This window comes from Pseudorhizobium marinum, assembly GCF_000705355.1.
GTDB classification, from domain to species: domain Bacteria; phylum Pseudomonadota; class Alphaproteobacteria; order Rhizobiales; family Rhizobiaceae; genus Neorhizobium; species Neorhizobium pelagicum.
On sequence record NZ_JMQK01000009.1, the window covers coordinates 139,099 to 161,896 of the forward strand.

General features: G+C 64.3%; 22 protein-coding genes and 1 tRNA gene. 15 read left to right on the top strand and 8 right to left on the bottom strand.

Annotated elements, in window-relative coordinates; all coding sequences use genetic code 11:
• The first annotated feature begins 28 nt into the window (after window positions 1-28).
• From EO99_RS0113055 to EO99_RS0113070, 4 genes are read left to right on the top strand one after another with little or no spacing between them, the layout of a single operon-like run.
• Window positions 29-1,318, top strand: a complete 1,290-nt coding sequence (locus EO99_RS0113055) for an AAA family ATPase (protein WP_029619085.1) — start codon at window positions 29-31, stop codon at window positions 1,316-1,318.
• A gap of 51 nt (window positions 1,319-1,369) precedes the next feature.
• The gene (locus EO99_RS0113060; protein ID WP_029619086.1) at window positions 1,370-2,869 is read left to right on the top strand and encodes a CpaF family protein; all 1,500 of its coding nucleotides are present in this window, start codon (window positions 1,370-1,372) and stop codon (window positions 2,867-2,869) included.
• A gap of 5 nt (window positions 2,870-2,874) precedes the next feature.
• Window positions 2,875-3,888, top strand: a complete 1,014-nt coding sequence (locus EO99_RS0113065) for a type II secretion system F family protein (protein WP_029619087.1) — start codon at window positions 2,875-2,877, stop codon at window positions 3,886-3,888.
• 10 nt (window positions 3,889-3,898) lie between these two features.
• Entirely contained in the window at window positions 3,899-4,876 is a 978-nt protein-coding gene (locus EO99_RS0113070; RefSeq protein ID WP_029619088.1) for a type II secretion system F family protein, read from the top strand.
• Between the two features lie 4 nt (window positions 4,877-4,880).
• Here the strand turns inward: EO99_RS0113070 and EO99_RS0113075 are convergent, their stop codons facing one another.
• Both EO99_RS0113075 and EO99_RS0113085 read right to left on the bottom strand, forming a co-directional pair.
• On the bottom strand, window positions 4,881-5,417 hold the full coding sequence (locus EO99_RS0113075; RefSeq protein WP_029619089.1) for a dual specificity protein phosphatase family protein: 537 nt from the start codon (window positions 5,415-5,417) through the stop codon (window positions 4,881-4,883).
• A 93-nt stretch (window positions 5,418-5,510) separates the two neighbouring features.
• A complete protein-coding gene (locus EO99_RS0113085; RefSeq protein WP_029619090.1) occupies window positions 5,511-6,338 on the bottom strand; it encodes a tetratricopeptide repeat protein in 828 nt (275 codons plus the stop codon).
• Window positions 6,339-6,466: 128 nt separating this feature from the next.
• On the opposite strand from EO99_RS0113085, the gene EO99_RS0113090 reads away from it, so the two are divergent.
• The 6 genes from EO99_RS0113090 (at window position 6,467) to EO99_RS0113115 (ending at window position 11,427) form a co-directional block, all read left to right on the top strand.
• Window positions 6,467-7,852 carry a leucyl aminopeptidase family protein gene (locus EO99_RS0113090; RefSeq protein ID WP_029619091.1) on the top strand — a complete coding sequence of 462 codons (1,386 nt, stop codon included), beginning with the start codon at window positions 6,467-6,469 and terminating at the stop codon, window positions 7,850-7,852.
• A 56-nt stretch (window positions 7,853-7,908) separates the two neighbouring features.
• On the top strand, window positions 7,909-8,250 hold the full coding sequence (locus tag EO99_RS0113095; RefSeq protein ID WP_029619092.1) for a MarR family winged helix-turn-helix transcriptional regulator: 342 nt from the start codon (window positions 7,909-7,911) through the stop codon (window positions 8,248-8,250).
• Between the two features lie 18 nt (window positions 8,251-8,268).
• Window positions 8,269-9,111, top strand: a complete 843-nt coding sequence (locus EO99_RS0113100) for a C40 family peptidase (protein WP_029619093.1) — start codon at window positions 8,269-8,271, stop codon at window positions 9,109-9,111.
• Between the two features lie 82 nt (window positions 9,112-9,193).
• Entirely contained in the window at window positions 9,194-9,547 is a 354-nt protein-coding gene (locus EO99_RS0113105; protein ID WP_029619094.1) for a hypothetical protein, read from the top strand.
• A gap of 154 nt (window positions 9,548-9,701) precedes the next feature.
• Window positions 9,702-10,478 carry an SDR family NAD(P)-dependent oxidoreductase gene (locus EO99_RS0113110; RefSeq protein WP_029619095.1) on the top strand — a complete coding sequence of 259 codons (777 nt, stop codon included), beginning with the start codon at window positions 9,702-9,704 and terminating at the stop codon, window positions 10,476-10,478.
• A gap of 52 nt (window positions 10,479-10,530) precedes the next feature.
• Entirely contained in the window at window positions 10,531-11,427 is an 897-nt protein-coding gene (locus EO99_RS0113115) for an NAD-dependent epimerase/dehydratase family protein (RefSeq protein WP_029619096.1), read from the top strand.
• 28 nt (window positions 11,428-11,455) lie between these two features.
• Here the strand turns inward: EO99_RS0113115 and EO99_RS0113120 are convergent, their stop codons facing one another.
• Window positions 11,456-12,436, bottom strand: a complete 981-nt coding sequence (locus tag EO99_RS0113120; RefSeq protein ID WP_029619097.1) for a LysR family transcriptional regulator — start codon at window positions 12,434-12,436, stop codon at window positions 11,456-11,458.
• Window positions 12,437-12,586: 150 nt separating this feature from the next.
• Here EO99_RS0113120 and EO99_RS0113125 point away from each other — a divergent pair, with 150 nt between their 5' ends.
• From EO99_RS0113125 to EO99_RS0113135, 3 genes are all read left to right on the top strand, one after another.
• On the top strand, window positions 12,587-13,384 hold the full coding sequence (locus EO99_RS0113125) for an alpha/beta hydrolase fold domain-containing protein (protein WP_029619098.1): 798 nt from the start codon (window positions 12,587-12,589) through the stop codon (window positions 13,382-13,384).
• 53 nt (window positions 13,385-13,437) lie between these two features.
• Window positions 13,438-14,625, top strand: coding sequence for an efflux RND transporter periplasmic adaptor subunit (locus EO99_RS0113130; protein WP_029619099.1), 1,188 nt, complete (start codon window positions 13,438-13,440; stop codon window positions 14,623-14,625).
• A gap of 132 nt (window positions 14,626-14,757) precedes the next feature.
• On the top strand, window positions 14,758-17,940 hold the full coding sequence (locus EO99_RS0113135) for an efflux RND transporter permease subunit (protein WP_029619100.1): 3,183 nt from the start codon (window positions 14,758-14,760) through the stop codon (window positions 17,938-17,940).
• Window positions 17,941-18,119: 179 nt separating this feature from the next.
• Here the strand turns inward: EO99_RS0113135 and EO99_RS0113140 are convergent.
• Together EO99_RS0113140 and EO99_RS0113145 are read right to left on the bottom strand one after the other, a co-directional pair.
• Window positions 18,120-18,206, bottom strand: a tRNA-Leu gene (locus EO99_RS0113140).
• 92 nt (window positions 18,207-18,298) lie between these two features.
• Entirely contained in the window at window positions 18,299-18,607 is a 309-nt protein-coding gene (locus tag EO99_RS0113145; RefSeq protein ID WP_037111839.1) for a SelT/SelW/SelH family protein, read from the bottom strand.
• Here EO99_RS0113145 and EO99_RS0113150 point away from each other — a divergent pair.
• On the top strand, window positions 18,606-19,238 hold the full coding sequence (locus EO99_RS0113150) for a GFA family protein (protein ID WP_235776811.1): 633 nt from the start codon (window positions 18,606-18,608) through the stop codon (window positions 19,236-19,238). The genes EO99_RS0113145 and EO99_RS0113150 overlap by 2 nt on opposite strands.
• A gap of 58 nt (window positions 19,239-19,296) precedes the next feature.
• Here EO99_RS0113150 and EO99_RS0113155 read toward each other — a convergent pair whose 3' ends face one another.
• From EO99_RS0113155 to EO99_RS28085, 3 genes are read right to left on the bottom strand one after another with little or no spacing between them, the layout of a single operon-like run.
• The gene (locus tag EO99_RS0113155; protein WP_029619103.1) at window positions 19,297-20,319 is read right to left on the bottom strand and encodes a DUF3618 domain-containing protein; all 1,023 of its coding nucleotides are present in this window, start codon (window positions 20,317-20,319) and stop codon (window positions 19,297-19,299) included.
• Window positions 20,319-20,735, bottom strand: a complete 417-nt coding sequence (locus EO99_RS0113160; RefSeq protein ID WP_029619104.1) for a phage holin family protein — start codon at window positions 20,733-20,735, stop codon at window positions 20,319-20,321. Before EO99_RS0113160 ends, EO99_RS0113155 begins: the two co-directional genes overlap by 1 nt.
• Window positions 20,728-21,462, bottom strand: a complete 735-nt coding sequence (locus EO99_RS28085) for a hypothetical protein (RefSeq protein WP_077067068.1) — start codon at window positions 21,460-21,462, stop codon at window positions 20,728-20,730. The genes EO99_RS0113160 and EO99_RS28085 overlap by 8 nt, the downstream gene beginning before the upstream one ends.
• A gap of 306 nt (window positions 21,463-21,768) precedes the next feature.
• Between EO99_RS28085 and EO99_RS0113170 the strand changes: the two genes are divergently transcribed.
• Window positions 21,769-22,794 carry a glycoside hydrolase family 25 protein gene (locus EO99_RS0113170; RefSeq protein ID WP_029619106.1) on the top strand — a complete coding sequence of 342 codons (1,026 nt, stop codon included), beginning with the start codon at window positions 21,769-21,771 and terminating at the stop codon, window positions 22,792-22,794.
• Window positions 22,795-22,798 lie beyond the last annotated feature (4 nt).

Genomic DNA, 22,798 nt, shown 5'->3' on the forward strand with positions numbered 1-22,798 from the left:
GTGTCCGACCAGACCAGAGGCCTTCGCTATGAGTACGGTGGACTACAGCATCGGCACGCCCACGTTCGAGGAGGTTTCTCCGGCGGATGAGGCGGCGCCGGCAGATCTTGCGGCGCTGCGCCCGCTGCCGCGCATCTCCATTCACGCCTTCTGCGAAAGCGATGCCATGCTGCGCACGATGGAGCGGATGAGCCGTGACCGTCGCATGGCCAAGGTCAACATGCGGGTTACCAACGGCGGCACCGAGGCAGCCGCCAACATGTTTGCGGGGAGCCCGACACCCAATCTCGTCGTTCTCGAGACCAGTGCAGAACCGGGCAACCTGCTCAACGAACTGGCGCCGCTTGCCGAGGTCTGCGACCCCTCGACCCGTGTCATCATCGTCGGCCGCTACAATGACATCGGGCTCTACCGGGAACTGATCCGCAACGGCATTTCCGAGTATCTGGTCGGACCCGTGCAGATGACGGAGATCCTGGCCTCGATCTCGGCGATCTTCGTCGATCCGGAGGCAGAGCCGCTCGGCAAGTCGATCGCCTTCGTCGGCGCCAAGGGCGGCGTCGGGTCCTCCACCATTGCCCACAACTGCGCATTCGGCATTTCCAACCTCTTTGCCACCGAGACCATTCTCGCCGATCTCGACCTTCCCTTCGGCACCGCCAACATCGACTTCGACCAGGACCCCTCGCAGGGGATCGCCGAAGCGGTGTTTGCGCCCGATCGCCTCGACGAGGTCTTTCTCGACCGCTTGCTCACCAAATGCTCCGAGCACCTGTCGATGCTGGCAGCCCCGTCACTCCTCGACAGGGCCTACGATTACGAGGGCATGGCCTTCCGCCCCGTCGTCGAGATCCTTCAGCGCAGCGCGCCGGTTGCGGTTCTCGATCTGCCGCATGTCTGGTCGGAATGGACGCGGTCCGTCCTGGCCGATGCCGATGAGGTTGTCATCACCGCCGTTCCGGACCTCGCCAACCTGCGCAACACCAAGAACATGCTCGATGCACTGAAGAAGCTGAGGCCGAACGACCGCCCGCCGCATCTGATCCTCAACCAGGTCGGCATGGCCAAGCGGCCGGAAATTGCCCCGGCGGATTTCTTCGAACCGCTGGAAATCGAGCCGATCGCGATCCTGCCCTTCGACGCGCAGATGTTCGGCAACGCCGCCAACAGTGGCCGGATGATTGCCGAGATCGACGCCAAATCTCCTGCGGCCGAGACCTTCTCGCAGATCTGCCACATCGTCACCGGCCGCTCGGCGATCAAGAAGACGAAGAAAGCCGGCCTGTCCAAGATGCTGGGGATGCTGGGCCGGAAGTGACTGCTGCACGAATGCTTGCGCCCCGGGGTGCGATGAAGACTGGATGAACGAATGTTTGGAAAACGCGGAAACGAAGGATTCGGGAAAAGCACCGGCGGCGGCAGCCTGGTCGATGCTGCGCCCGTGGCACCACCGTCTCCCGTCGCCGCCAAGCCGGCAGGGCCGGAGGTCTTTGCCGAACCGGTGCAGGACCGCAATGGCTCGCGTCAGCACGTCGCGCCGCCTCCGATCGCACCTGCGCCGGCTCCTCGCAAGAAGCAGGTCAGGACGGAGCACTACTACGACACCAAGAGCCAGGTCTTCTCGGCGCTGATCGACACGATCGACCTGTCGCAGCTCGCCAAGCTCGACGGCGAAAGCGCGCGTGAAGAGATCCGCGACATCGTCAACGACATCATCACCATCAAGAACTTCGCGATGTCGATCTCGGAGCAGGAGGAGCTGCTCGAGGACATCTGCAACGACGTCCTCGGCTACGGTCCGCTGGAGCCGCTGCTTGCCCGTGACGACATCTCCGACATCATGGTCAACGGGGCAGGCCAGACGTTCATCGAAGTGGCCGGCAAGACGCTGGAGTCCGAGATCCGCTTCCGCGACAACTCCCAGCTCCTGTCGATCTGCCAGCGGATCGTCAGCCAGGTCGGGCGGCGTGTCGATGAATCCTCGCCGATCTGCGATGCGCGCCTGCCCGATGGTTCGCGCGTCAACGTCATCGCACCGCCATTGGCCATCGACGGGCCGGCGCTGACGATCAGAAAGTTCAAGAAGGACAAGCTGACCCTTGAGCAGCTGGTCAAGTTCGGCTCGATCACGGCCGAAGGTGCCGTCCTTCTGCAGATTGTTGGCCGCGTCCGCTGCAACGTCGTGATCTCCGGCGGTACCGGCTCGGGTAAGACGACCCTGCTCAACTGCCTCACCCGCTACATCGACGAGGACGAGCGGATCATCACCTGCGAGGACACGGCCGAACTGCAGCTGCAGCAGCCGCATGTCGTCCGCCTCGAAACCCGCCCGCCCAACATCGAAGGCGAGGGCGAGATCACCATGCGTGATCTGGTCAAGAACTGCCTGCGCATGCGGCCCGAACGGATCATCGTCGGCGAAGTGCGTGGACCCGAGGTCTTCGACCTCTTGCAGGCGATGAACACCGGCCACGACGGCTCGATGGGCACCATCCACGCCAACACCCCGCGTGAGTGCCTGAGCCGCATGGAATCCATGATCGCCATGGGTGGCTTCCAGCTGCCGGCGAAGACGGTGCGCGAGATCATCTCCGGATCGGTGGATGTCATCATCCAGGCGGCCCGCCTGCGCGACGGTTCGCGTCGTATCACCCACGTCACAGAAGTCGTCGGCATGGAAGGCGATGTCATCGTGACCCAGGACCTGATGCGCTACGAGATCGAGGGCGAAGATGCCAACGGCAGACTGATCGGCCGGCACATGTCGACCGGCATCGCCAAGCCACACTTCTGGGATCGGGCCCGCTACTACAACGAGGAACGTCGTCTGGCCGCCGCACTGGATGCCATGGAACAGACGGCGGGATAGGAGCAATGTTCGGTCTCGACGCAAACATCCTGCTGATCGTGGCCCTGGTGGCGGTGTCTGCTGGCGCCGTCAGCTACGCGCTGCTGTTTTCGCGCATCGAGACGGAAAACAAGACCAGTGCCCGCATCAGCCGGGTGAAGTCGGCCGAATCGGACCTGTCGAAGGTCAAGGCTGCACGCGACCGGGTCCAGGAGCTCTCCAAGCGCCGCAAGTCGGTGCAGGATTCGCTGAAGGACCTGGAAAAGAAGCAGGAAGAGCGCTCCAAGAAGATGGGCGACGGCAGCCTGAAGTCGCGCCTTGCACAGACCGGGCTGCCTCTGACCATGCCGCGCTTCTACATGATGAGCGGCGCTCTCGGCGTCTTCGCGCTCGTGGCGGCCCTGCTGGCGGGTATCCCGCTGATTGCGGCTGCCGGTGCGGCCTTCGTGGCCGTGATCGGACTGCCGCGCTGGATTGTCGCCTTCCTCGTCAAGCGGCGCCAGAAACAGTTCCTCACCGAGTTTCCCAACGCGCTCGACGTCATGGTCCGTTCCATCAAGTCTGGTCTTCCGCTCAACGACGCGCTGCGACTGATCGCAGCCGATGGGCAGGAGCCGGTGAAGGCGGAGTTCCGGCGGGTGGTCGAATCGCAGCAGGTCGGCCTCAGCATTCCGGAAGCCTGCGTGCGCATGATGCAGACCATGCCGCTGCCGGAAGTGAATTTCTTCGCCATCGTCATCACCATCCAGAGCCAGGCCGGCGGCAATCTCTCCGAGGCGCTCGGAAACCTGGCCAAGGTTCTGCGCGAGCGCAAGAAGATGAAGGCCAAGGTGCAGGCCCTGTCGATGGAAGCCAAGGCCTCGGCCGTCATCATCGGCGCGCTCCCCTTCATCGTCGCCTTGCTCGTCTATCTGACCTCGCCGGAATACATGACGATCCTCTTCACCGATCCGCGCGGGCACATGATCATGCTTTTCTCGGCCATATGGATGTCGATCGGCATCTTCGTCATGCGCAACATGATCAACTTCGACTTCTAGGGGGCTGGCGGTGAAAGATCTCGCGACGACACTGACGGATCCGGCTCTGCTCTTTGCGATCTTCGTCGCGATCGCGGTATTCGCGACCTTCTTCTCTCTGGCGAGCCCCTTCCTCGAGCGCGGCAACCTCGACAAGCGCAGGAAGGCGGTCTCGACCGAACGGGAGCAGATGCGAGCCCGCGAGCGGGCCAGGATGACCGCCGAGGCCTCCAAGGCGACGCTCCGCACGCAGAACAACCAGTCGGTGCGCAACATCGTCGAGCGCTTCAATCTGCGCAAGGCGCTGGTCGACGACAACACCGTGAACAGACTGCGGGCTGCCGGTCTGCGGTCGCAGAACGCGCTGAACATCTTCCTCGTCGCGCGCTTCCTCCTGCCTTTCCTGTTTCTCACGCTGGCCATCGTCTGGATTTTCGTTCTCGGCAATCTGGCCGAGCGGCCGTTCGCCATCCGCATGCTGGCCGCAATCGTCTTCGCCTACGTCGGCTTCTATCTGCCCAATATCTATGTGACGAACCGCGTGACCAAGCGGCAGCATTCCATCCGGCGCGCCTGGCCGGACGCACTCGACCTGATGCTGATCTGCGTGGAATCGGGGATTTCCATGGAAGCGGCCATGCGTCGCGTCGCCGAGGAAATGAGCAGCCAGTCGCCGGAGCTGGCCGAGGAAATGGTGCTGACGACCGCCGAGCTCTCCTTCCTGCCGGATCGCCGCATCGCGCTGGAAAATCTCGGCATTCGCACGCAGCTCGACACGGTCAAGAACGTCACCCAGGCCCTGATCCAGGCCGAGCGCTACGGCACGCCGATCGCGCAGGCACTGCGGGTGCTGGCCCAGGAAGGACGTGACGAGCGGATGAACGAGGCGGAAAAGAAGGCTTCAGCCCTGCCACCGAAGCTCACCGTGCCGATGATCCTGTTCTTCCTGCCGGTGCTGATCGCCGTCATCCTCGGTCCCGCAGGGATACAGGTCTCCGATCGCTTCTAGCCGCTCAGCTCGGCAGCCCCAGCACCTTTTCAAAGAGCTCCCAGCTCTCGTCCATCGGGTAGGCATAGCTCACGAATGGCAGGCCGATATGGCCGTAGAGCAGGGAAAGCTGCCATTCGGCGGTCTCTTCGTCGACATTGGCGATCTGCTGCAGGTAGATCACCGAGGCAAGCCCGGTGCGATCCGCACCACCCTGGCAATGGATCAGCAGGGGCTTGGGTGCATCGCGCAGCAGCGCGATCAGCTGGAAGCTCTCCTCGGCGGTCAGTTGCCGACCCGCAGACATGCGGAAATTCAGGTGATTCACACCAAGCCGCTGGGCTACCGCCGTCTCGTCCTTGTACCAGTCACTTTCACTTTCCCCGCGAAGATTGACCACCGTCCTGATGCCGTAGGACTGGATATAACCTTCGAGGGCGGCCGGGGTGGGCTGCGCCGACCGATAAAGCTCGCCGGCGATGACTTCGTGGAAGTTGCCGGTCAGATGCAGGAGGCCGACATAGGAGCCGACCAGCAGTGCCGAGGCAAGCACCAGCCTCATGGACCATTTCAAAATTCGCCGCATGACAACCATTTCCCAGTCCAGCTTTGGAGTTCAGGAGATGACTGTAGCGGATCTTGCGCGGCTTGTCGTCTAGTTGACTGCGGGCTTGGCCTTGGCGTCCTTGTCGGCAAGCTTCGCCCAGGAGTTCTGCTGCGACAGCATGGAACGCAGGTAGGTGACATTCGCATCGGCCTGCTGCTGGGAGAGCTCACGCTTGGCGATCGTCTCGGCCTCGGCGAACCGGCCCTGGAGGCCGACGACAAGCGCCAGGTTCTGGCGCACGCGGCTGTCGGCGGCGGGCTGCTGGGCGGCATTGCGCATGTAGGTCTCGGCCGTGCGCAGGTCGCCGGTCAGGACATAGGACATGCCGAGATTGGAAATGATGGTCGGCTCGTTCGGCTGCGCATCGAGCGCCATGCGGTACTTCTGCCGGGCCTCGTCCGAGCGCCCGAGCTGATCGAGGACTGCGCCTTCGGCAGAATAGAGCCGCCAGTCGGGGCGATCCGGGGTCTGCGCGCGCCGAATGGTTTCCAGAGCCTGCTCGAACTGGCCGGCTGCCGCCTGCGCCTTGCCGTAGGCTGACAGCACGTCGCGATCCGTCGGATGGGCGATCACCACCTGCTGCATCACCGCAAGGGCCTGAACATGCTTGCCGGTCATGCCGAGCACCTGGGCATAGCGAAGGCCCGCGTTGCGGTCCTTCGGATTGCGCTCATAGGCGGCCCCGATCGAGCGCTCGAGGTTGTCGAGCTGGCTGGCGCTCATGGCCTCCATGGATGCCGCGGACGGCTGGATCGAGCCGGTGGTGGTGACGTCCTTCTTTGTCGCGCAACCCGCGAGCGCCAGGGCGATCAGGACAGCGCCGGTTGCCTGGGCAAGACGGGCCTTCCGGATCTGGAGCGTGGTGCTTCGGGTCATGGCAATCATTCTCGTCGCTCGGATGTGCGCTGCGATCGGTATCGACCGATGGCGCATTGCTCCGTCTAGCAATAGACTGTTAACCCTAACAGACAGTTAAAGCGCTGATTCCTCACGAGAAGGTTCCTATGTCCAGCTATCGCTACATCGATCGTCCGTCGGTTTTGACCGAGAAATCGGCAGCCTCCCGTCCCGTCCATGCGGTCACGGCGGCTGACATGGAAGACGGCACCATTGATGCCGCAGCGCTTGCATGGGCGCGCGCGACGGGTTTTGCCGCGGACGCCGGCAGCCTGCTGCTGGTACCCGGCGCCGACGGCACGCTGGCCGCAGCCCTCTTCGGCCTGGGCAGCGAGCCGGACGCGGCGCTGTCGGCCGGGAAACTGTCGAAGCTCCTGCCCGCCGGCGACTGGCACGTCGAGAGCCCCTTGTCGGCCGAAAAGATCGCGCTTGGTTTCGGTCTCGGAAGCTATCGCTTCAGCCGCTACCGGCAAGACAAGCAGAAGCAGGTACGCCTGGCGCTGGGCGACGAGGTTCGCATCGAGGTCGAACGGCAGCTGGCGGGGGCCTTTCTGGCGCGCGACCTGATCAATACGCCGACCAACGACATGGGGCCGGAAGACCTCGAGGTCGTGTTCCGCGCGCTCGGCCTGCACTACGGCGCCCAGGCCACCTCCATCGTCGGCGATGATCTTCTGGCGCAGAATTTTCCGCTCATCCACGCCGTCGGGCGCGCCAGCGCCCAGGCGCCACGCCTTCTCGAGATGCGCTGGGGCAGGCAGGGCGCGCCACGGGTGACGCTGGTCGGCAAGGGCGTGTGCTTCGATACCGGCGGGCTCAACATCAAGAGCGCCTCCAACATGGCGCTGATGAAGAAGGACATGGGCGGGGCGGCAAATGTCCTCGGCCTCGCGCTGATGATCATGGACGCCGGACTGGACGTCGATCTGCGTGTGCTGGTGCCTGCGGTCGAGAACTCCATAGCCGGCAATGCCTTCCGTCCAGGCGACATATACCGCAGCCGCAAGGGCCTGACGGTGCAGATCGACAACACCGATGCGGAAGGCCGCCTCGTGCTGGCCGACGCACTGAGCTACGCCGACGAGACGCCGCCCGACCTGCTGATCGACATGGCCACGCTGACGGGGGCTGCGCGCGTGGCACTGGGAACCGACATCGCCCCCTTCTTCACCGATGACGAGGCGCTGGCGACGCGTCTGTCGGAAATCTCCCGCGAGGAGAACGATCCGATGTGGCGCCTGCCGCTCTGGCCGGGATACGACAAGGACCTGAAGTCGCGCGCCGCCGATATCACCAATGCGCCCTCCGGCGGCATGGCCGGTTCGATCACCGCGGCCCTGTTTCTGAAGCGCTTCGTGGGCAAGCAGACGCGCTGGGCGCATTTCGACATCTACGGCTGGACGCTGTCGGAAAAGCCGCATGCGCCGCTCGGCGGCGAGGCCTTCGCCATACGAACCCTCTACCGCTACGTCCGGGACCTTGCGGGTCAATGATCCGGTAAGGGGTTCGGCCTAGGATTGCCGCTGGTATCTTTCGCAGAGGAGCGGTGATGTCGGTGGAACTGACGGCGACGGATGCGCTGGGGCTTTGGCACCGCGTGACGCTGGAACAGGTGCGCGGCGAAGGCGCCGATCTCAGCCTGCGGCAGCTGGCAATCCTGCTGCAGATCTATCTGCTGCCGCCACCGCACACGGTGCGTGGGCTGGCGGCAACACTCGAGGTCACCAAGCCGGTGGTCACCCGCGCGCTCGACACGATGGGGCACCTCGGCCTGGTGGAGCGGGTGCGCGACGAGAAGGACCGGCGCAACGTCGTGGTGAAACGGACGGTTGCCGGTTCACTCTACCTGGAACAGCTTGCGGACCTGATCCGCATGGAGGGCAGGCGGTAGCCTGGGAACGACATGACCGTGACATTGGACAGACGCCTGAACGCCTTCCGCCCGGACCTGGCCGACGAGGCTCTGCGCGGCCAGGTGGAAGCCGAACGCTTCATCGCAGGCAAGGCGGCCCGAATCACCATGCCGGTGGCGGCGCTGCGCCCTGCGCCCGACAGCGCCTGCGGCATCGATACGGAACTGCTGCTGGGCGAGACTGTTCGCGTTTTCGAGCGCAAGAACGGCTGGGCCTGGGTTCAGGCCGACCAGGACCGCTATGTCGGCTATCTGCCCGAAATGCAGCTGGGAGACCCCGAGGAGGTGACCCACTTTGTCTGCGTGCCGCGCACCTTCCTGTATCCCGAACCGGAGCTTCGCCGCCCGCCGGTCGCATCCCTCTCCATGGGAAGCCGGGTGCGGACCGTCGGCGAGGCTGAAACCCGCGGCACCCGCTATGTGACGCTCGCGGACGGCACGGCACTGATCGCGTCGCATTGCCTGCCATTGGGGGAGAACCTGACGGATGACTACGTGACGGTCGCCGCACGGTTTCTTGAGACACCCTACCTCTGGGGCGGCAGATCCGGTTTCGGGATCGATTGCTCTGCCCTGGTGCAGCTGGCGCTGATGATGACCGGGCGCTCGGCGCCGCGCGATTCCGACATGCAGGCTGCGTTCGGCACCGGAATTGCACGGGAGGAGCTGCGGCGCGGCGATCTCGTCTTCTGGAAGGGCCATGTCGGCATCATGGAGGACGACAAGACGCTCCTGCATGCGAACGGCCACACCATGACGGTTGCCCGCGAGAACTTCGAGGCGGCGGTGCAGCGAATCGGCTGGCTCTACAGTCTGCCGACCGGCTATCGCCGGATCTAGCGATCACAAAAACGTGGCGACGATGCCGTGGCAAGGGCTCGCCGCAGTTCGTATGTAGAGGTGGTCGATTCGAGGATTCGCGATGATCAAGACCGCCTGGATTTTGCCGCTGCTGATGCTCCTTGCCGTGGTGCTCGCAACCCTTGCCCCGGCAAGGGCGCAGGATGGCGCCTTTGCCCAGCGCGGGCAGACGGCGTTCCACGATCTCCCCGGCGTCGTGCCGGAGCAGGACCGTGTCCAGAGGCAGGACTATACCTGTTCGAGCAGCATCGAAAACGTCTACCGGGGTCGCGGCGGTTACGACATCCTCTATGGTGATGTCGCGCCGCGCCGGGTCTATCATTGTCAGACCGAGAGCGGCCTGACCTACTCCGGCACGGAGCTGCCCAACACGCATTGGGTTCCGGGTCTCAATCCGCACCACCTCCCCAAGTAACATTGATCGTTCCGTCACGGCCGTCGATCCTGCGGTTCGTTGATCGCAATGACCTGTGCATGCCGTGTCTTGTCTGATGACATGACGACGTTAGATGCTAGGCTTGGAGCAGCAAATGAAGATGTGCGGTGTCTGCCGCACGCAGGGAGGCACCATGTCATCGCAACTCATCGTCCCCGATCTCTCCGGAAAATCGGTCCTCATCACCGGCGCCTCTACGGGCATCGGCGCGGCACTCGCCCGCGCCTTCGCGGCACAGGGCGCCTCCGTCGGACTGCACTATAATTCCAGCGTCGATGCGGCCACGGCCTTGGCTGCGGAGATCGAGGCCGCAGGCGGCAAGACGGTGCTGATCCGCGGCGACGCGTCGAAATCCGGCGAGATGGCGCGCGTCGTCGAAGAGGCCGCGTCCGCATTCGGCCGCCTGGATGGTCTCATCAACAATGCCGGTGGCATGGTCGCTCGCGTCCCTTACCAGGAGATGACGGATGCGCATTACGATGCCGTGATGGATCTGAATGCCCGCTCGGTGCTGGCCGCCTCCACGGCTGCCATTCCGCACCTGAAGCTGCGCGGCGGCTTCATCATCAACACCACCTCGATTGCCGCCCGCAACGGCGCCAGCAACGGCGCCGGCCTCTACGGGTCGTCGAAGGCCTTCGTCTCCAACGTCACCCGCGGCATGGCCAAGGAGCTCATCCCATTCGGCATCCGCGTCAATGGCGTGGCTCCCGGCGTCATCGCAACCCCGTTCCACGAGCGCTATTCGACCTCGCAGCAGCTGCAGGCGGCGCTGTCCACCATTCCGCAGGGCCGCCTCGGCACGGCCGAAGATTGCGTCGGTGCCTACCTCTTTCTCGCCTCGGAAATGCTGTCCAGCTATCTGATTGGCCAGGTGATCGAGGTCAACGGGGGCCAGTTGATGCCGTAATCCGGCGTCATTGCAGAGAGAACGCGACGGACAACATCGGGAGGATTGAGAAATGGGAAAACGGATCGTCTTCACCGGCGGCAGCGGCAAGGCGGGGCGCCACGTGGTTCCCTATCTCGTCGGGCAGGGGCATGAGGTCTTCAACATCGACCTGGCGCCACTTGATTGCCCCGGCGTCAACACGCTGACGGCGGATCTCACCGACAGTGGCGAGACCTTCAATGCCCTGTCCATGCACTTCGGGTTCGACGGCCTGGAAACCGGGCGGGGCCCGGCGCCCGTCGATGCCGTCGTGCATTTCGCCGCCGTACCGCGCATCCTGATCCGCCCGGACAACGCCACCTTCGCCGCCAACGCCGTCTCGACCTACAACGTCATCGAGGCGGCGGTGAAGCTCGGCATCCGCAAGGTCATCATCGCCTCCAGCGAGACGACCTATGGCGTCTGCTTTGCCGAAGGCGACAAGGATTACCACAGCTTTCCGCTGACCGAGGACTACGACGTCGATCCTATGGACAGCTACGGTCTCTCCAAGGTGGTCAACGAGAAGACGGCGCGCGCCTTCGCGATGCGCTCCGGCGCCGACATCTACGCCCTGCGGATCGGCAACGTCATCGAGCCGCACGAGTACGACAAGTTTCCGGCCTTCATCGCCGATCCGCCGTCGCGCAAGCGCAATGCCTGGAGCTACATCGACGCCCGCGACCTTGGCCAGATCGTCCACCGCTGCGTCGAAAAGGATGGTCTCGGATTCCAGGTCTTCAATGCCGTCAACGACACCATCACCGCCTGGGAGCCGACCCGCTCCTTCCTGGGGCGTTGGGCGCCCGGCACGCCGATCGCCGGGGATATCGGCGAGTTCGAGGCGCCGATCTCCAACCGCAAGATCCGCGATGTCCTGGGTTTCCGGGAAGAGCATGATTGGCGCAAATACGTGCCCAAGCCCTGATGGCAAGGGTTCCCGTTGCGGCCGACAATCACTCGGCCGCGACGGAGGTCGGCTCGAATTGTTCCTTGAGCTTCTGCGGCTTCTTCGCGAGCGGACGATCGGCATCGCGGGCCGCACTTTCCTTCAAGAGCTTGACGAGCCAGTCGACGAAGACCCGCACCTTGTTGCCGAGATGCCGGGTCCGCGGATAGACGATGTAGAGCGGCAGCGGCTCCCGCTCCCAGTCCGTCAGCACCTCGACGAGCTGCCCCTTCTCCACCGCATCGCGCGCCATGAACTGCGGCGCCTGAGCGACCCCCATGCCGGAGACGGCGGCGGCGATATAGCTGCGGCTGTCGTTGACCGAGACAGCGTAGCGGGGCGTGATCTCCAGCGTCTCCTCGCCGCGTCGAAACTCCATCGGCAGGACGCGGCCCGCCTGCGCGTTGAGGTAGCCCACCGAAAAGAACTGCGCCTCCAGGTCGCGCGGATGCTCCGGCATGCCGAACATCTCGATGAAGCCCGGCGACACATAGGTCCGAAGGCTGATCTCTCCCACTTTCCGGGCAATCAGCGACTGGTCCGTCGGCGTTCCTGCCCTGAGCGCGCAGTCGACGTTCTCGGCCACATAGTCGATCAGCCGATCGCCGACGCCGATGTCGAGCGTGATCTGCGGATAGCTGCAGTAGAAGCTGCAGAGCGAGGGGATGACGATCAGGTCGGCGAAGGCGCCCGCCATTTCGACGCGCAGCCGGCCGGAGGGCTGCGACTGCGACGAGGAGATGCTGCCGTCGAGCTCTTCGAGGTCCGACAGGAACTGTGCCGCCCGCTCGTAGTAGAGCGCGCCCTCGGTGGTGACGGCGACCTGCCGCGTCGTGCGGTTCAGGAGCTTGGCCCGAAGGTGGCCTTCGAGATTCTGCACCAGATTGGTCACCGTCGTCTTCGACATGTCGAGCGTACGTGCGGCTCGGGTGAAATTGCCGGTTTCGACGACTCGGACGAAGGCGCGCATTGCAGAAAGCTGATCCATGACATGACCTCGTTGCGGCGCAATATTGTCCCGCTATAGTGGACATTGAAGTACGAATTGGAAACTTGTGCAGTTTCCGCCGAACAATAATATCAGGTGGCGTCGCGGAAACAAGAAGCTGCCTTGGGTAAAGAGCAGGCAGAGGACGAAATGAGGATGCGATGGGAAGAAGTCGAGCTGGATATGCCCACGAGGCCCCGCATGCCGATGCGGCTCTACGAGCCCCCGGTCAGGCAGAAGGCCCCGCCGCTCGTGCTTTATTTCCGTGGTGGTGCCTTTCAGCAGGATGAGCCTGCCGATCGGGAAACACCCATCGCCAGTGCACTCGCCGCAAGCGGTGCCGTGGTGGTGGAAGCAGATTACGGCAGCATCTCACGGAACATGTTCCCGGATGCTGTGGATTGCGGCCTCGCGGCACTTCGGTGCCTGAGTTCGCGGCGCAGGCAGTTGGGTGGGGTGAAATCCCTGATCCTGGTGGCCGGCGAAGAGGCGGGTGGAAACGTGGCGGCGGGGCTGGCGCTGAAAGCCCGCGACCAGATGCCCGGCCAATTGCATGGCCAGGTTCTGCTGTCGCCACTGATCGACCCGACGATGAGTTCGGTGTCGATCCGTCAGGCGGATACCATCGGCATGCGCGACCGCTGGTCCGATGGCTGGATGCGCTATCTGCGGGGGTTCTGCGGATCCACGCATCCCTACGCGGCGCCGTGTCTCTGTTCGCGGCTCTCCGCGGTGGCGCCGGCGCTGGTGGTGACGTCCGAGGACGATCCGCTGCACGACGAGGTGGTCAGTTATGCCGATCGCCTCGGTGAAGCTGGGGTCAAGGTGCGCCAACATGTCTTTCCGGCCGGCAGCGGCTGGAATGAGATCTACAACGAGGAAGGCGGCGCCTGGATGCAGGCGCTCTGTGTTCAGTTCAGCCTCTTCGTCCAGGACTTGCGTGCATGAACTATCGATTTGAAAGCATGTGGCGGCCGAATTAGGCCGCAAGGAGACCGTCGATGACATCGAAGAACCGAAGCTGGCCCCTGTGGGGCGCCGGACTGGCACTGGCCGCCTCAGTGGCGGGGGCTGTCCTGTATTTTGATCTGGGCCGGATGGCTGAGGCGACGCCGGCTGCAGCCGCACCGGCTGCCCCTCCGGCCATTCCCGTGACGGTCGCGGCCATCGAGCCCTCGAGCGTGACCACGTGGCAGGAATTTTCCGGACGGCTGGAGGCGGTCGACCGCGTGCAGATCCGTCCGCGCGTCGCCGGTACCATCCAGCAGGTGCATTTCCGCGAAGGCGGGCTGGTCGCGGCCGGCGACCGGCTGATCACCATCGATCCGGCACCCTATGCCGCAGCGGTCGCCCAGGCGGAAGGTCTCGCAGCCTCTGCCCGCGCGCGGCTGGAGCTGGCCACGACGGAACTTGACCGCGGCAATGCGCTGCTGTCCCGCAAGACGATTTCGGAAAGCGAGGTGGCGCAGCGCAAGGGTGCCCAGCGTGAGGCCCTGGCTGCCCTGCAATCGGCCGAAGCTGCCCTGAAGCTCGCCCAGCTCGATCTCGATTACACCGAGATCAAGGCGCCGATCGCCGGTCGCGTCGGCAGGCTGGAAGTCACGCCCGGCAACCTCGTGGGATCCGGTGATGCGGCCCAGCCGCTGACGACGCTGGTATCGGTCGATCCGATCTATGCGAGCTTCGATGCCGGCGAGGAACTGGTCGCGACCGTCCTGGCGGAGCTGCCGGTGAAGGATGACGGTGTGCGGGCCCTGGAGAATGTGCCCGTCGAGATCGCCACGCTGGCGGACGGAGCGGCTGTCCGCGGCAAGCTGCAACTGGTGGACAATGAAGTGAACGCCGCCAGCGGCACGATCCGCCTGCGGGCCGTCTTCGACAACCCGGACGGCCTGCTGATCCCCGGTCAGTTCGTCCGCGTCCGCCTTGGACAGCCGAAGCCGCAGGAACATCTCCTGGTCAGCGAGCGGGCCATCGGCTCGGATCAGGACAAGAAGTTCGTCTTCGTCGTCGATGACGCCAATACCGTCGTCTACCGCCAGGTGGATCTCGGTGGCGCCGTGGACGGCAAGCGCATCGTCGAAAACGGTCTTGCCGCCGGCGACCGCGTCGTCGTCAACGGCCTGCAGCGCATCCGCCCCGGCGCCGTCGTCGATCCGCAGGTCGAGGCGGAAGTCGCCCACAACTAGCAACCAGCCCGACTGGCGCCGTGGGGCGCCAGCCACGGAATTCGTGTCAGCAGTCAGCACCGTCGTTCGTGACCACCGGTCGCGGGCAGGGTCTGTTCGTGCCTTGTTTTGCCCTGGAGAGAGGGTTCTGAGATGAACATTTCGAGATTTTTCATCGACCGTCCGGTCTTTGCGGCCGTGCTGTCGGTCCTGATCGTGGTGGCGGGTCTGATCGGCCTGCGCGCACTGCCGATATCCGAGTACCCGGAGGTCGTGCCGCCGTCGATCGTGGTGCGCGCGGTCTATCCCGGCGCCAATCCGACCGTGATTGCCCAAACGGTGGCGACACCGCTCGAGGAGCAGATCAACGGCGTCGAGGACATGCTCTACATGTCGAGCCAGGCGACGTCCGACGGCGTGCTGACGCTGACGGTCACCTTCAAGCTCGGCACCGATGCCGACAAGGCCCAGCAGCTGGTCCAGAACCGTGTCTCCCAGGCCGAGCCGAGGCTTCCGGCAGAGGTTCGCGCGCTCGGTCTCACGACCGTCAAGAGCTCGCCGGACTTCATCATGGTCGTCAACCTCGTCTCGTCCGACGACCGCTACGACATCACCTATCTGCGCAACTACGCCACCCTCAACGTCAAGGACCGGCTCGCTCGGATCGAGGGCGTCGGCCAGGTGCAGGTCTTCGGCGCCGGCGACTATTCGATGCGCGTCTGGATCGACCCGCAGAAGGCGGCGGAACATTCGCTGGCGGCAAGCGACATCAGCAATTCCATCCGGGCCCAGAATGTTCAGGCGGCCGCCGGCATAATCGGCGCCTCGCCGAGCGTGCCCGGAACCGGGCTGCAGCTCAACGTCAATGCCCAGGGGCGACTGGAAACCCCGGAGGAATTCGGCAACATCATCGTCAAGAGCGGTGAGAACGGCGAGATCACCCGCCTGCGCGACGTTGCGCGCATCGAGCTCGGTGCCGCCGACTACACGCTGCGCTCGCTGCTCGACGGCCAGCCGGCCGTGGCCGTGGCGGTGCTTCAGGCACCCGGCTCCAACGCCATCGACATCGCCGAATCGGTCGGCCAGACCATGGACGAGCTGCAGCTCGCCATGCCGGAAGGCGTGAAATACGAGATCGTCTACGACACCACCAAATTCGTCCGCTCCTCCATCGAGAAGGTCGTCGAGACGCTTCTGGAAGCGATCGCACTGGTCGTCCTGGTGGTCATCCTCTTCCTCCAGACCTGGCGTGCCTCGATCATCCCGCTGATCGCCGTCCCGGTCTCGATCATCGGCACCTTCGCGGTAATGTATGCCTTCGGATTCTCGATCAACGCGCTGACGCTGTTCGGGCTGGTGCTGGCGATCGGCATCGTCGTCGACGACGCGATCGTCGTCGTTGAAAACGTCGAGCGCAACATCGAGAACGGCCTCTCGCCGCGTGAGGCCACCTACAAGGCCATGCGCGAAGTCTCCGGCCCGATCATCGCGATCGCTTTGGTGCTCGTTGCCGTCTTCGTGCCGCTCGCCTTCATCACCGGCCTGTCGGGCCAGTTCTACCGGCAGTTCGCGCTGACGATCGCCATTTCCACGGTGATCTCGGCCATCAACTCGCTGACGCTGTCCCCGGCGCTGGCCGCTCTTCTCCTGAAGGACCACCATGCCCCGAAGGACTGGCTGACGCGCATGATGGATGGCGTCTTAGGCTGGTTCTTCCGCGGCTTCAACCGCGCCTTCGGTGCCGCTTCCAACGGCTATGGCCGGACCGTCGGCGGCCTCCTGTCGCGCAAGAGCCTGGTGATGCTCGTCTACCTGGCACTCGTGGGCGCCACCTATGCCATGTTCTCGGCCGTTCCGGGCGGCTTCGTGCCGGCGCAGGACAAGCAGTATCTGATCGGCTTTGCCCAGCTTCCGGATGGCGCGACGCTCGACCGTACGGAGGATGTCATCCGCAAGATGAGCGACATCGCGCTGGAACAGCCCGGCGTCGCCCATGCCATTGCCTTCCCCGGCCTCTCGATCAACGGCTTCACGATCGGCTCCAACGCCGGCATCGTCTTCGCCGTGCTCGACGACTTCGAGGAGCGCAAGACGCCTGACCTCTCCGGTGGTGCCATCGCCATGGCGTTGAACCAGAAGTATTCCGGGATCCAGGAAGCCTTCATCGCCATGTTCCCGCCGCCGCCGGTCAACGGCCTCGGCTCGACGGGTGGCTTCAAGCTGCAGCTCGAGGACCGCGCCGGCTACGGCGCCCAGGCGCTTGACGAAGCCACCAAGGCGGTCATCGCCAAGGCCTATCAGACCCCGGAACTGGCCGGCATCTTCTCAAGCTACCAGATCAACGTGCCGCAGCTCTATGCCGATGTCGATCGCGCCAAGGCCGAGCAGCTGGGCGTGGCCGTCACGGACGTCTTCGAGACGCTTCAGATCTATCTCGGCTCGCTCTACGTCAACGACTTCAATGCTTTCGGCCGCACCTACAGCGTTCGCGTCCAGGCGGACGCGAACTTCCGGGCCGAGGCGCAGGATATCGGCGAGCTGAAGGTCCGCTCGCGCTCCGGCGAGATGATCCCGCTCTCGGCCCTCCTCAAGGTCGACGAGACGACGGGTCCGGAACGGGCGACCCGCTACAACGGCTTCCTGGCCGCCGATATCAACGGCGGCCCGGCACCGGGTTATTCCTCCGGCCAGGCCCAGGCTGCCATCGAGAAGATCGTCCGGGAGACTGTGCCGCAGGGGATCGACTTCGAATGGACGGATCTGACCTATCAGGAGATCCTGGCGGGCAACTCCAGCATCGTCGTCTTCCCGCTGGCGCTGCTCCTCGTCTATCTCGTGCTGGCGGCCCAGTATGAAAGCCTGACGCTGCCGATCGCCATCATCATGATCGTGCCGATGGGCGTGCTGGCGGCGCTGACGGGGGTCTGGCTGACGGGCGGAGACAACAACATCTTCACCCAGATCGGCCTCGTCGTCCTTGTCGGGCTTTCGGCAAAGAACGCGATCCTGATCGTGGAGTTTGCCCGCGAGCTCGAGCTGGAGGGAAGGACACCCTTCGAGGCCGCCGTCGAATCAAGCCGGCTGCGCCTGCGGCCGATCCTGATGACCTCGCTGGCCTTCATCATGGGCGTCGTGCCGCTGGTGATCTCCACCGGCGCGGGCGCGGAGATGCGCTCCGCCATGGGCGTCGCCGTCTTCTCCGGCATGATCGGCGTGACCTTCTTCGGCATCTTCATGACGCCGGTCTTCTACCTGCTCGCCCGCATCCTGACCGGCAGCCGTCCCCTGCGGCGATCCGGTACGGAGGAGGTCCCCGCTCTCTCTCCAGCGGAGTAGACCTCGGTGCCGTGCGGGCTTCTACTGGGCTCGCACGGCCGCCATTCAAGGTTACGAATCCTTCACGGCAATTGCCGGAGGATCTGAAACGCAAACAGCCGGCCACTCTGCGCGAAGCAGTGTGGCCGGCTGTTTTCTATGTCAGGAAGTTGAACGCAATCAATGCGTTCCGAATGGAATGGTGCCCAGAAGAGGACTCGAACCTCCACACCCTTTCGAGTACCAGCACCTGAAGCTGGCGCGTCTACCAATTCCGCCATCTGGGCGACGGAGAGCGATTTACGGGGGTGGCCCCTCGCTGTCAACCGGCTTCTTTGAAGTTTCTGTGTCGGTGGCTATAAATCTTTGCATGGCCGCATCAGGACCCTGGAGAAGAGCCTCCGTCCGCCGATCCGCGGTCGAGATGACCGAGGTCTCGAGCCGGGTCGATGACGTCCCGAACCCGCTGCTTCAGCTCCTTGGGCCCGGGGAAGCCACCGTCGCGCTTGCGCTCCCACAGGAGCGCGTCGTCGATGCGGATCTCGAAATTGCCGCCGGTCCCGGGAATCAACGCCACTTCGCCGAGGCTGTCGGAGAAGGTCTGCAGCAGTTCCTGCGCCATCCAGCCGGCCCGCAGCAGCCAGTTGCACTGGGTGCAGTAGAGAATGGTGATGCGTGGCTTGTCCATGGCGGCTCCCGGCATGATTTCTGTGGCGTTCGCGGTGGCGCATGCGGCATCCCTTGCTGGCAGCACCGCCTCCTTCAGCAAATCCACTTGCGCATTGCAGCGCAAGATCTTTCAATGGATCAACGTGCATCGGCAGGGGTGGGTAATGACAGAAATCTTCGAGGGCGGCTGCTTTTGCGGCCGTATCCGCTACCGGCAGCATGGCCGTCCGATGTTCGTACACTGTTGTCACTGCCGCGATTGCCAGCGCCAAAGCGGCAGTGCCTTTGCCGTCAACGCGCTGATCGAGGCTGATCGCGTCGAGATCGTCGAGGGCGAACCGGTGATGATCACGCTGCCGACCGACAGCGGTTATCCCCATGATGTCTATCGCTGCCCGCAATGCCAGTCGGCGCTCTGGAGCGATTACGGCCGTAGAGGCTGGTTGCGGTTCATGCGGGTGACGACCCTGGACCGGGCGGACGAATTTGCGCCCGACATTCACATCTTCACCCGCTCTCGGCTGCCGTGGGTGCGCCTGCCGGAGAGTGCGGTTGTCGTCGAGGAATATTACAGCCCGGCAAAGCTCTGGCCGCAGCAAAGCCTCGATCGTCGCGAGGCCGCGCGCCTGAAGGCTGACGCGGACCGCTAGCCGGGCACGAAAAAGAGGGCCCGGCAAGCGGGAGCCCTCTGAACAGTAGACGGTCAGATCAGGTCGGGCGATTGGCGCCGCCGCCGCCGCCGTCGCTGGCACGCTGGTATTTGCGTGCCTCGTCGGCGACCTTGTCCCGTGCGGTATCATGCACCTCGGAGGCAACCTCCGCAGCCTTGCTGTAGACGTCCGAGGCGGCTTCTTCCACCTTGTGCATGGTATCGGATGCCTTTGCCGACATCTCGTTGCGCACGCCGTCGGCCGTCTCGCCCATGGCGTCGTCTTCACGACGGGTGTGGGGCAGGGCCGCGCCGATCGCCGCTCCGAGAGCAAAGGCAAGCGCGCCGCCAATCAGCGGCTGGTCCTGGAAGTGCTTGGCGATGCTCTCGTTGAGATGCGTCGCCTGATCGCGGGCGGAACCACCCATGGCCATGGCGCTGTTGCCGGCAGAGCGGGCGCCGCCCATGACTGAACCCTTTGCGCGTCCGGCCGAGGATCCGATGCGCCGCCAGGTTTTCGATACCCAACCGGAAGCCTCATCGAACATGCGGCCTGCTTCATCCCGGATGTCATGCATCTGCTGGCCGGTCGCATCCGCAAAGCCGCGGTAGGTCTTGCCGGTCTCGTCCATGAAGTGGCCCGCACGGCGGCCGGTTTCGTCCGTCAGCGCCCTGAAGCGGCTGCCGCGGTCGTCCGAGAAGTGGCTGTAGCGGTGGGCGCCGTCCGTCTGGACCGGACCCACGCGGCGGACCGAGCCGGTCACCGGCGCCAGCGGATACTCGATCTCGTCATCGTCGTGGCCGAGATCGTCATGGCTCTGGTTGGCGCCCGGGTTTGCCATCAGCCATGCCATGCTGATGCCCATCAGGGCGACCGGGATGGGATTGGTCTTCATGGCGTTGCCGAGGTTGGCGACATACTCGCCACCGCCGCTGGACTTGGCATAGGCCATCGCCTCGTCGAGAAGCTGGCCCGGCGACATCTTCGCCTGGATGGCGTCGATGCGCTCTTCGATCCGCAGCCGGTCCTGGGCAATTTCGTGTTCGAGCTCTTCGGCTCGCTTGGTGTCGGTCGTGGACATTAGACGCGCTCCTTGATGATCTGTGCATCCTGGCGAAGGGACGACGAGGTCCGGTCAAACGAAAGGTTCTCGCCGCGAAGCGTGGAAAGTCCCTTCTTGATCATGCCGTAGGCCAGCAGGGCCACGACGACGCCGACGATGACGGAGGAGAGGGCATCCGCGCCGGTCTCGGACATGCCCTGTGCGACGAAGAAGGCCGCCAGGCCGTTCACGAGCGCTGCAAGCAGCACGCCGACGGCGGCGATGGCGAAGACCAGACCTGCGCCGAAGGCTTCGAGGCCGTTGACGGCGTGGGACATCTTCTCCGAGGCTTCGGTCTTGGCGAGGTTGATTTCCTTCCGGAACAGACCGGTGATGTCGGAAACGAGGCCGCTCACCAGTTCGGAAAGAGGACGATTGTCGATCGGATTAGCCATTGCGGGAACCCTCCGTGGGATAGCCCGTCGGGTAGCCGGCACCTGTTGTGGGGCTGACGGGTGATGTTGATGATGGTGTGGTGCTCGGAGCAGCGCTGCGGCTCGGGGCGGTGCCCATGCCTGCAGTCGTGCTCGCGCCGGTGGTCCGATTGGCCGACCCCTGGGTCTTGGCGCCACGGTCTGCCGAGGCTGTCAGGAAGCGGCTTGCGGCAAATCCGGCAAGCGCAGCGATGCCGATGAAGGCAGCCGGCTGACGGCGACCGAAATCCTCGGCCATGCCGGCGATCTCGCCCATGTCCTTGCCCTTGATGTCGTCGGCAAAGCGGTGGACGCTGGAGCCGATCTGCTTGGCATAGCGGCCGACTTCGGGCTGGTCCTGCTCGAGCTCCGAGCCTGCCTTTTCGATGGCGGACGCAATGCCGCTGACGCGGTCGGCGGCGAAGTTCTTCTGGTCGTCGGCTGCATCCTTGGCACGCTGGCTGGCGTTGCCGATCTCGGCCTGGGCCGTGGACTTGGCGCTCTGCCAGTCCTCGTTGACCTTGTCCTTCAGGCCGCTGCCGGCCTGCTGTGCTGTCGTGGAGGCCGAAGCACCTGCGGCGGACGCTGCGGACCTGACGCTGGACGACGTCGAGCTGGACGAAGGCGATGGTTGCGCCGGCTTTACGCCAGGCGTCTGTGTGGAGCCGGGGTTGAGGCCGGATCCTTGATTCAAATCTCGTTCGGTCATTGGACTCTCCCAGATAGGTGAAAGGGACGATGTGACGACACCGTTCTGATGCGATCGGGGACTCAACCTTTCATGGCCTCGAAATGTTCCGAAAGTGTCGGCAATTCGACAGCAGGCCGGGGCGACAGGGTGCCGATCACCTTTGCGCGATCACTCCGGGAATACGTCGATCGGGGGGGGGCGTGGCGCCCGCGATTAAGATTGGATTCAACCTTTCGCGGTAATCATCCGTTAGCTTTTCCGCGACGGCGTCGTAAGGCGCGCAGCGGTTGGCTTGTCTCGACTCTGTTTTGCGTGCGGGTAATTATGCGTTTCTCGGCTTTGTCAGCGGCTTTCCTTGCCGGCCTTATGCTCTCCGGCTGCACGTCCGGCTCCGGTCCCGAAGGTCTCCTGGCGGGTCTCCCGTCGAAGGAGGTGACCGGGTCTGTCACCCCGGCACCGGTACCCTCGGCAGTCGTTGGCGAACCCGCGGCACAAACGCAAGGGCAGCCGGCGGAGGCGCTTGCCTGGGCCGACGGGACGCCTCAGCCGCAGGCCTTTGCGCCAGCCGTCACGACGGTCGGCATGCCGATCCCCTCTGACCGGCCCATGGCCATGCTCTCGCCGCAGAACCCGGCAGCCACGACGCAAGGACGTCTGCGCGTCTACGGCCAGCAGTTCCGGGATGCAAAGCCCATCAACTTCGGCAAGGTGCAGCCCAGGCATTATGCCGTCCACGGCGTCGACGTTTCCCGTTGGCAGGGCGATATCGACTGGCCGAAGCTGCGCACGCAGGGTGCGAACTTCGCCTATATCAAGGCCACCGATGGCGGCGATCATCTCGACCCCATGTTCAAGACCAACTGGCGCAAGGCCAAGGAAGCCGGCATCCGCCGCGGCGCCTATCATTTCTTCTACTGGTGCCGCCGTGCCAGCGAGCAGGCCGACTGGTTCATCCGCAACGTGCCGCGCGATCCGGACGCTCTTCCGCCGGTGATCGATGTGGAATGGAATGGCGAATCGAGCTGCAAGCGCCGGCCTTCGCGCGCCGACGTTCTCGAAAAAATGCAGGTCTTCGTGGACAAGCTCGAGCGCCATTACGGCCAGCGGCCGGTGATCTACACCGCACCGGACTTCTACAAGGACAATCTCGTCGGCGCCTTCGAGAACTATCCCTTCTGGCTGCGTGCCGTCGCCCAGCATCCCTCCACGGTCTATCCGGGCCGCAAGTGGGTGTTCTGGCAGTATTCCGGCTCCGGCCTGTCGCAGGGCGTCAATGGCAGGATCGACCTCAATGTCTTCAACGGCAGCGAGGATGGCTGGCACAACTGGGTGGCCCGGCGCACCAGTTAAGCCG

What these genes read in the sequence shown, in the direction of transcription:
- EO99_RS0113055 (WP_029619085.1), top strand. Translation starts at nt 29, where the DNA reads ATGAGTACGGTGGACTACAGCATCGGCACGCCCACGTTCGAGGAGGTT.
- EO99_RS0113060 (WP_029619086.1), top strand. Translation starts at nt 1,370, where the DNA reads ATGTTTGGAAAACGCGGAAACGAAGGATTCGGGAAAAGCACCGGCGGC.
- EO99_RS0113065 (WP_029619087.1), top strand. Translation starts at nt 2,875, where the DNA reads ATGTTCGGTCTCGACGCAAACATCCTGCTGATCGTGGCCCTGGTGGCG.
- EO99_RS0113075 (WP_029619089.1), bottom strand. Translation starts at nt 5,417, where the DNA reads ATGAGGCTGGTGCTTGCCTCGGCACTGCTGGTCGGCTCCTATGTCGGC.
- EO99_RS0113085 (WP_029619090.1), bottom strand. Translation starts at nt 6,338, where the DNA reads ATGACCCGAAGCACCACGCTCCAGATCCGGAAGGCCCGTCTTGCCCAG.
- EO99_RS0113090 (WP_029619091.1), top strand. Translation starts at nt 6,467, where the DNA reads ATGTCCAGCTATCGCTACATCGATCGTCCGTCGGTTTTGACCGAGAAA.
- EO99_RS0113095 (WP_029619092.1), top strand. Translation starts at nt 7,909, where the DNA reads ATGTCGGTGGAACTGACGGCGACGGATGCGCTGGGGCTTTGGCACCGC.
- EO99_RS0113105 (WP_029619094.1), top strand. Translation starts at nt 9,194, where the DNA reads ATGATCAAGACCGCCTGGATTTTGCCGCTGCTGATGCTCCTTGCCGTG.
- EO99_RS0113110 (WP_029619095.1), top strand. Translation starts at nt 9,702, where the DNA reads ATGTCATCGCAACTCATCGTCCCCGATCTCTCCGGAAAATCGGTCCTC.
- EO99_RS0113115 (WP_029619096.1), top strand. Translation starts at nt 10,531, where the DNA reads ATGGGAAAACGGATCGTCTTCACCGGCGGCAGCGGCAAGGCGGGGCGC.
- EO99_RS0113120 (WP_029619097.1), bottom strand. Translation starts at nt 12,436, where the DNA reads ATGGATCAGCTTTCTGCAATGCGCGCCTTCGTCCGAGTCGTCGAAACC.
- EO99_RS0113125 (WP_029619098.1), top strand. Translation starts at nt 12,587, where the DNA reads ATGAGGATGCGATGGGAAGAAGTCGAGCTGGATATGCCCACGAGGCCC.
- EO99_RS0113130 (WP_029619099.1), top strand. Translation starts at nt 13,438, where the DNA reads ATGACATCGAAGAACCGAAGCTGGCCCCTGTGGGGCGCCGGACTGGCA.
- EO99_RS0113135 (WP_029619100.1), top strand. Translation starts at nt 14,758, where the DNA reads ATGAACATTTCGAGATTTTTCATCGACCGTCCGGTCTTTGCGGCCGTG.
- EO99_RS0113150 (WP_235776811.1), top strand. Translation starts at nt 18,606, where the DNA reads ATGGCGGCTCCCGGCATGATTTCTGTGGCGTTCGCGGTGGCGCATGCG.
- EO99_RS0113145 (WP_037111839.1), bottom strand. Translation starts at nt 18,607, where the DNA reads ATGGACAAGCCACGCATCACCATTCTCTACTGCACCCAGTGCAACTGG.
- EO99_RS0113155 (WP_029619103.1), bottom strand. Translation starts at nt 20,319, where the DNA reads ATGTCCACGACCGACACCAAGCGAGCCGAAGAGCTCGAACACGAAATT.
- EO99_RS0113160 (WP_029619104.1), bottom strand. Translation starts at nt 20,735, where the DNA reads ATGGCTAATCCGATCGACAATCGTCCTCTTTCCGAACTGGTGAGCGGC.
- EO99_RS28085 (WP_077067068.1), bottom strand. Translation starts at nt 21,462, where the DNA reads ATGACCGAACGAGATTTGAATCAAGGATCCGGCCTCAACCCCGGCTCC.
- EO99_RS0113170 (WP_029619106.1), top strand. Translation starts at nt 21,769, where the DNA reads ATGCGTTTCTCGGCTTTGTCAGCGGCTTTCCTTGCCGGCCTTATGCTC.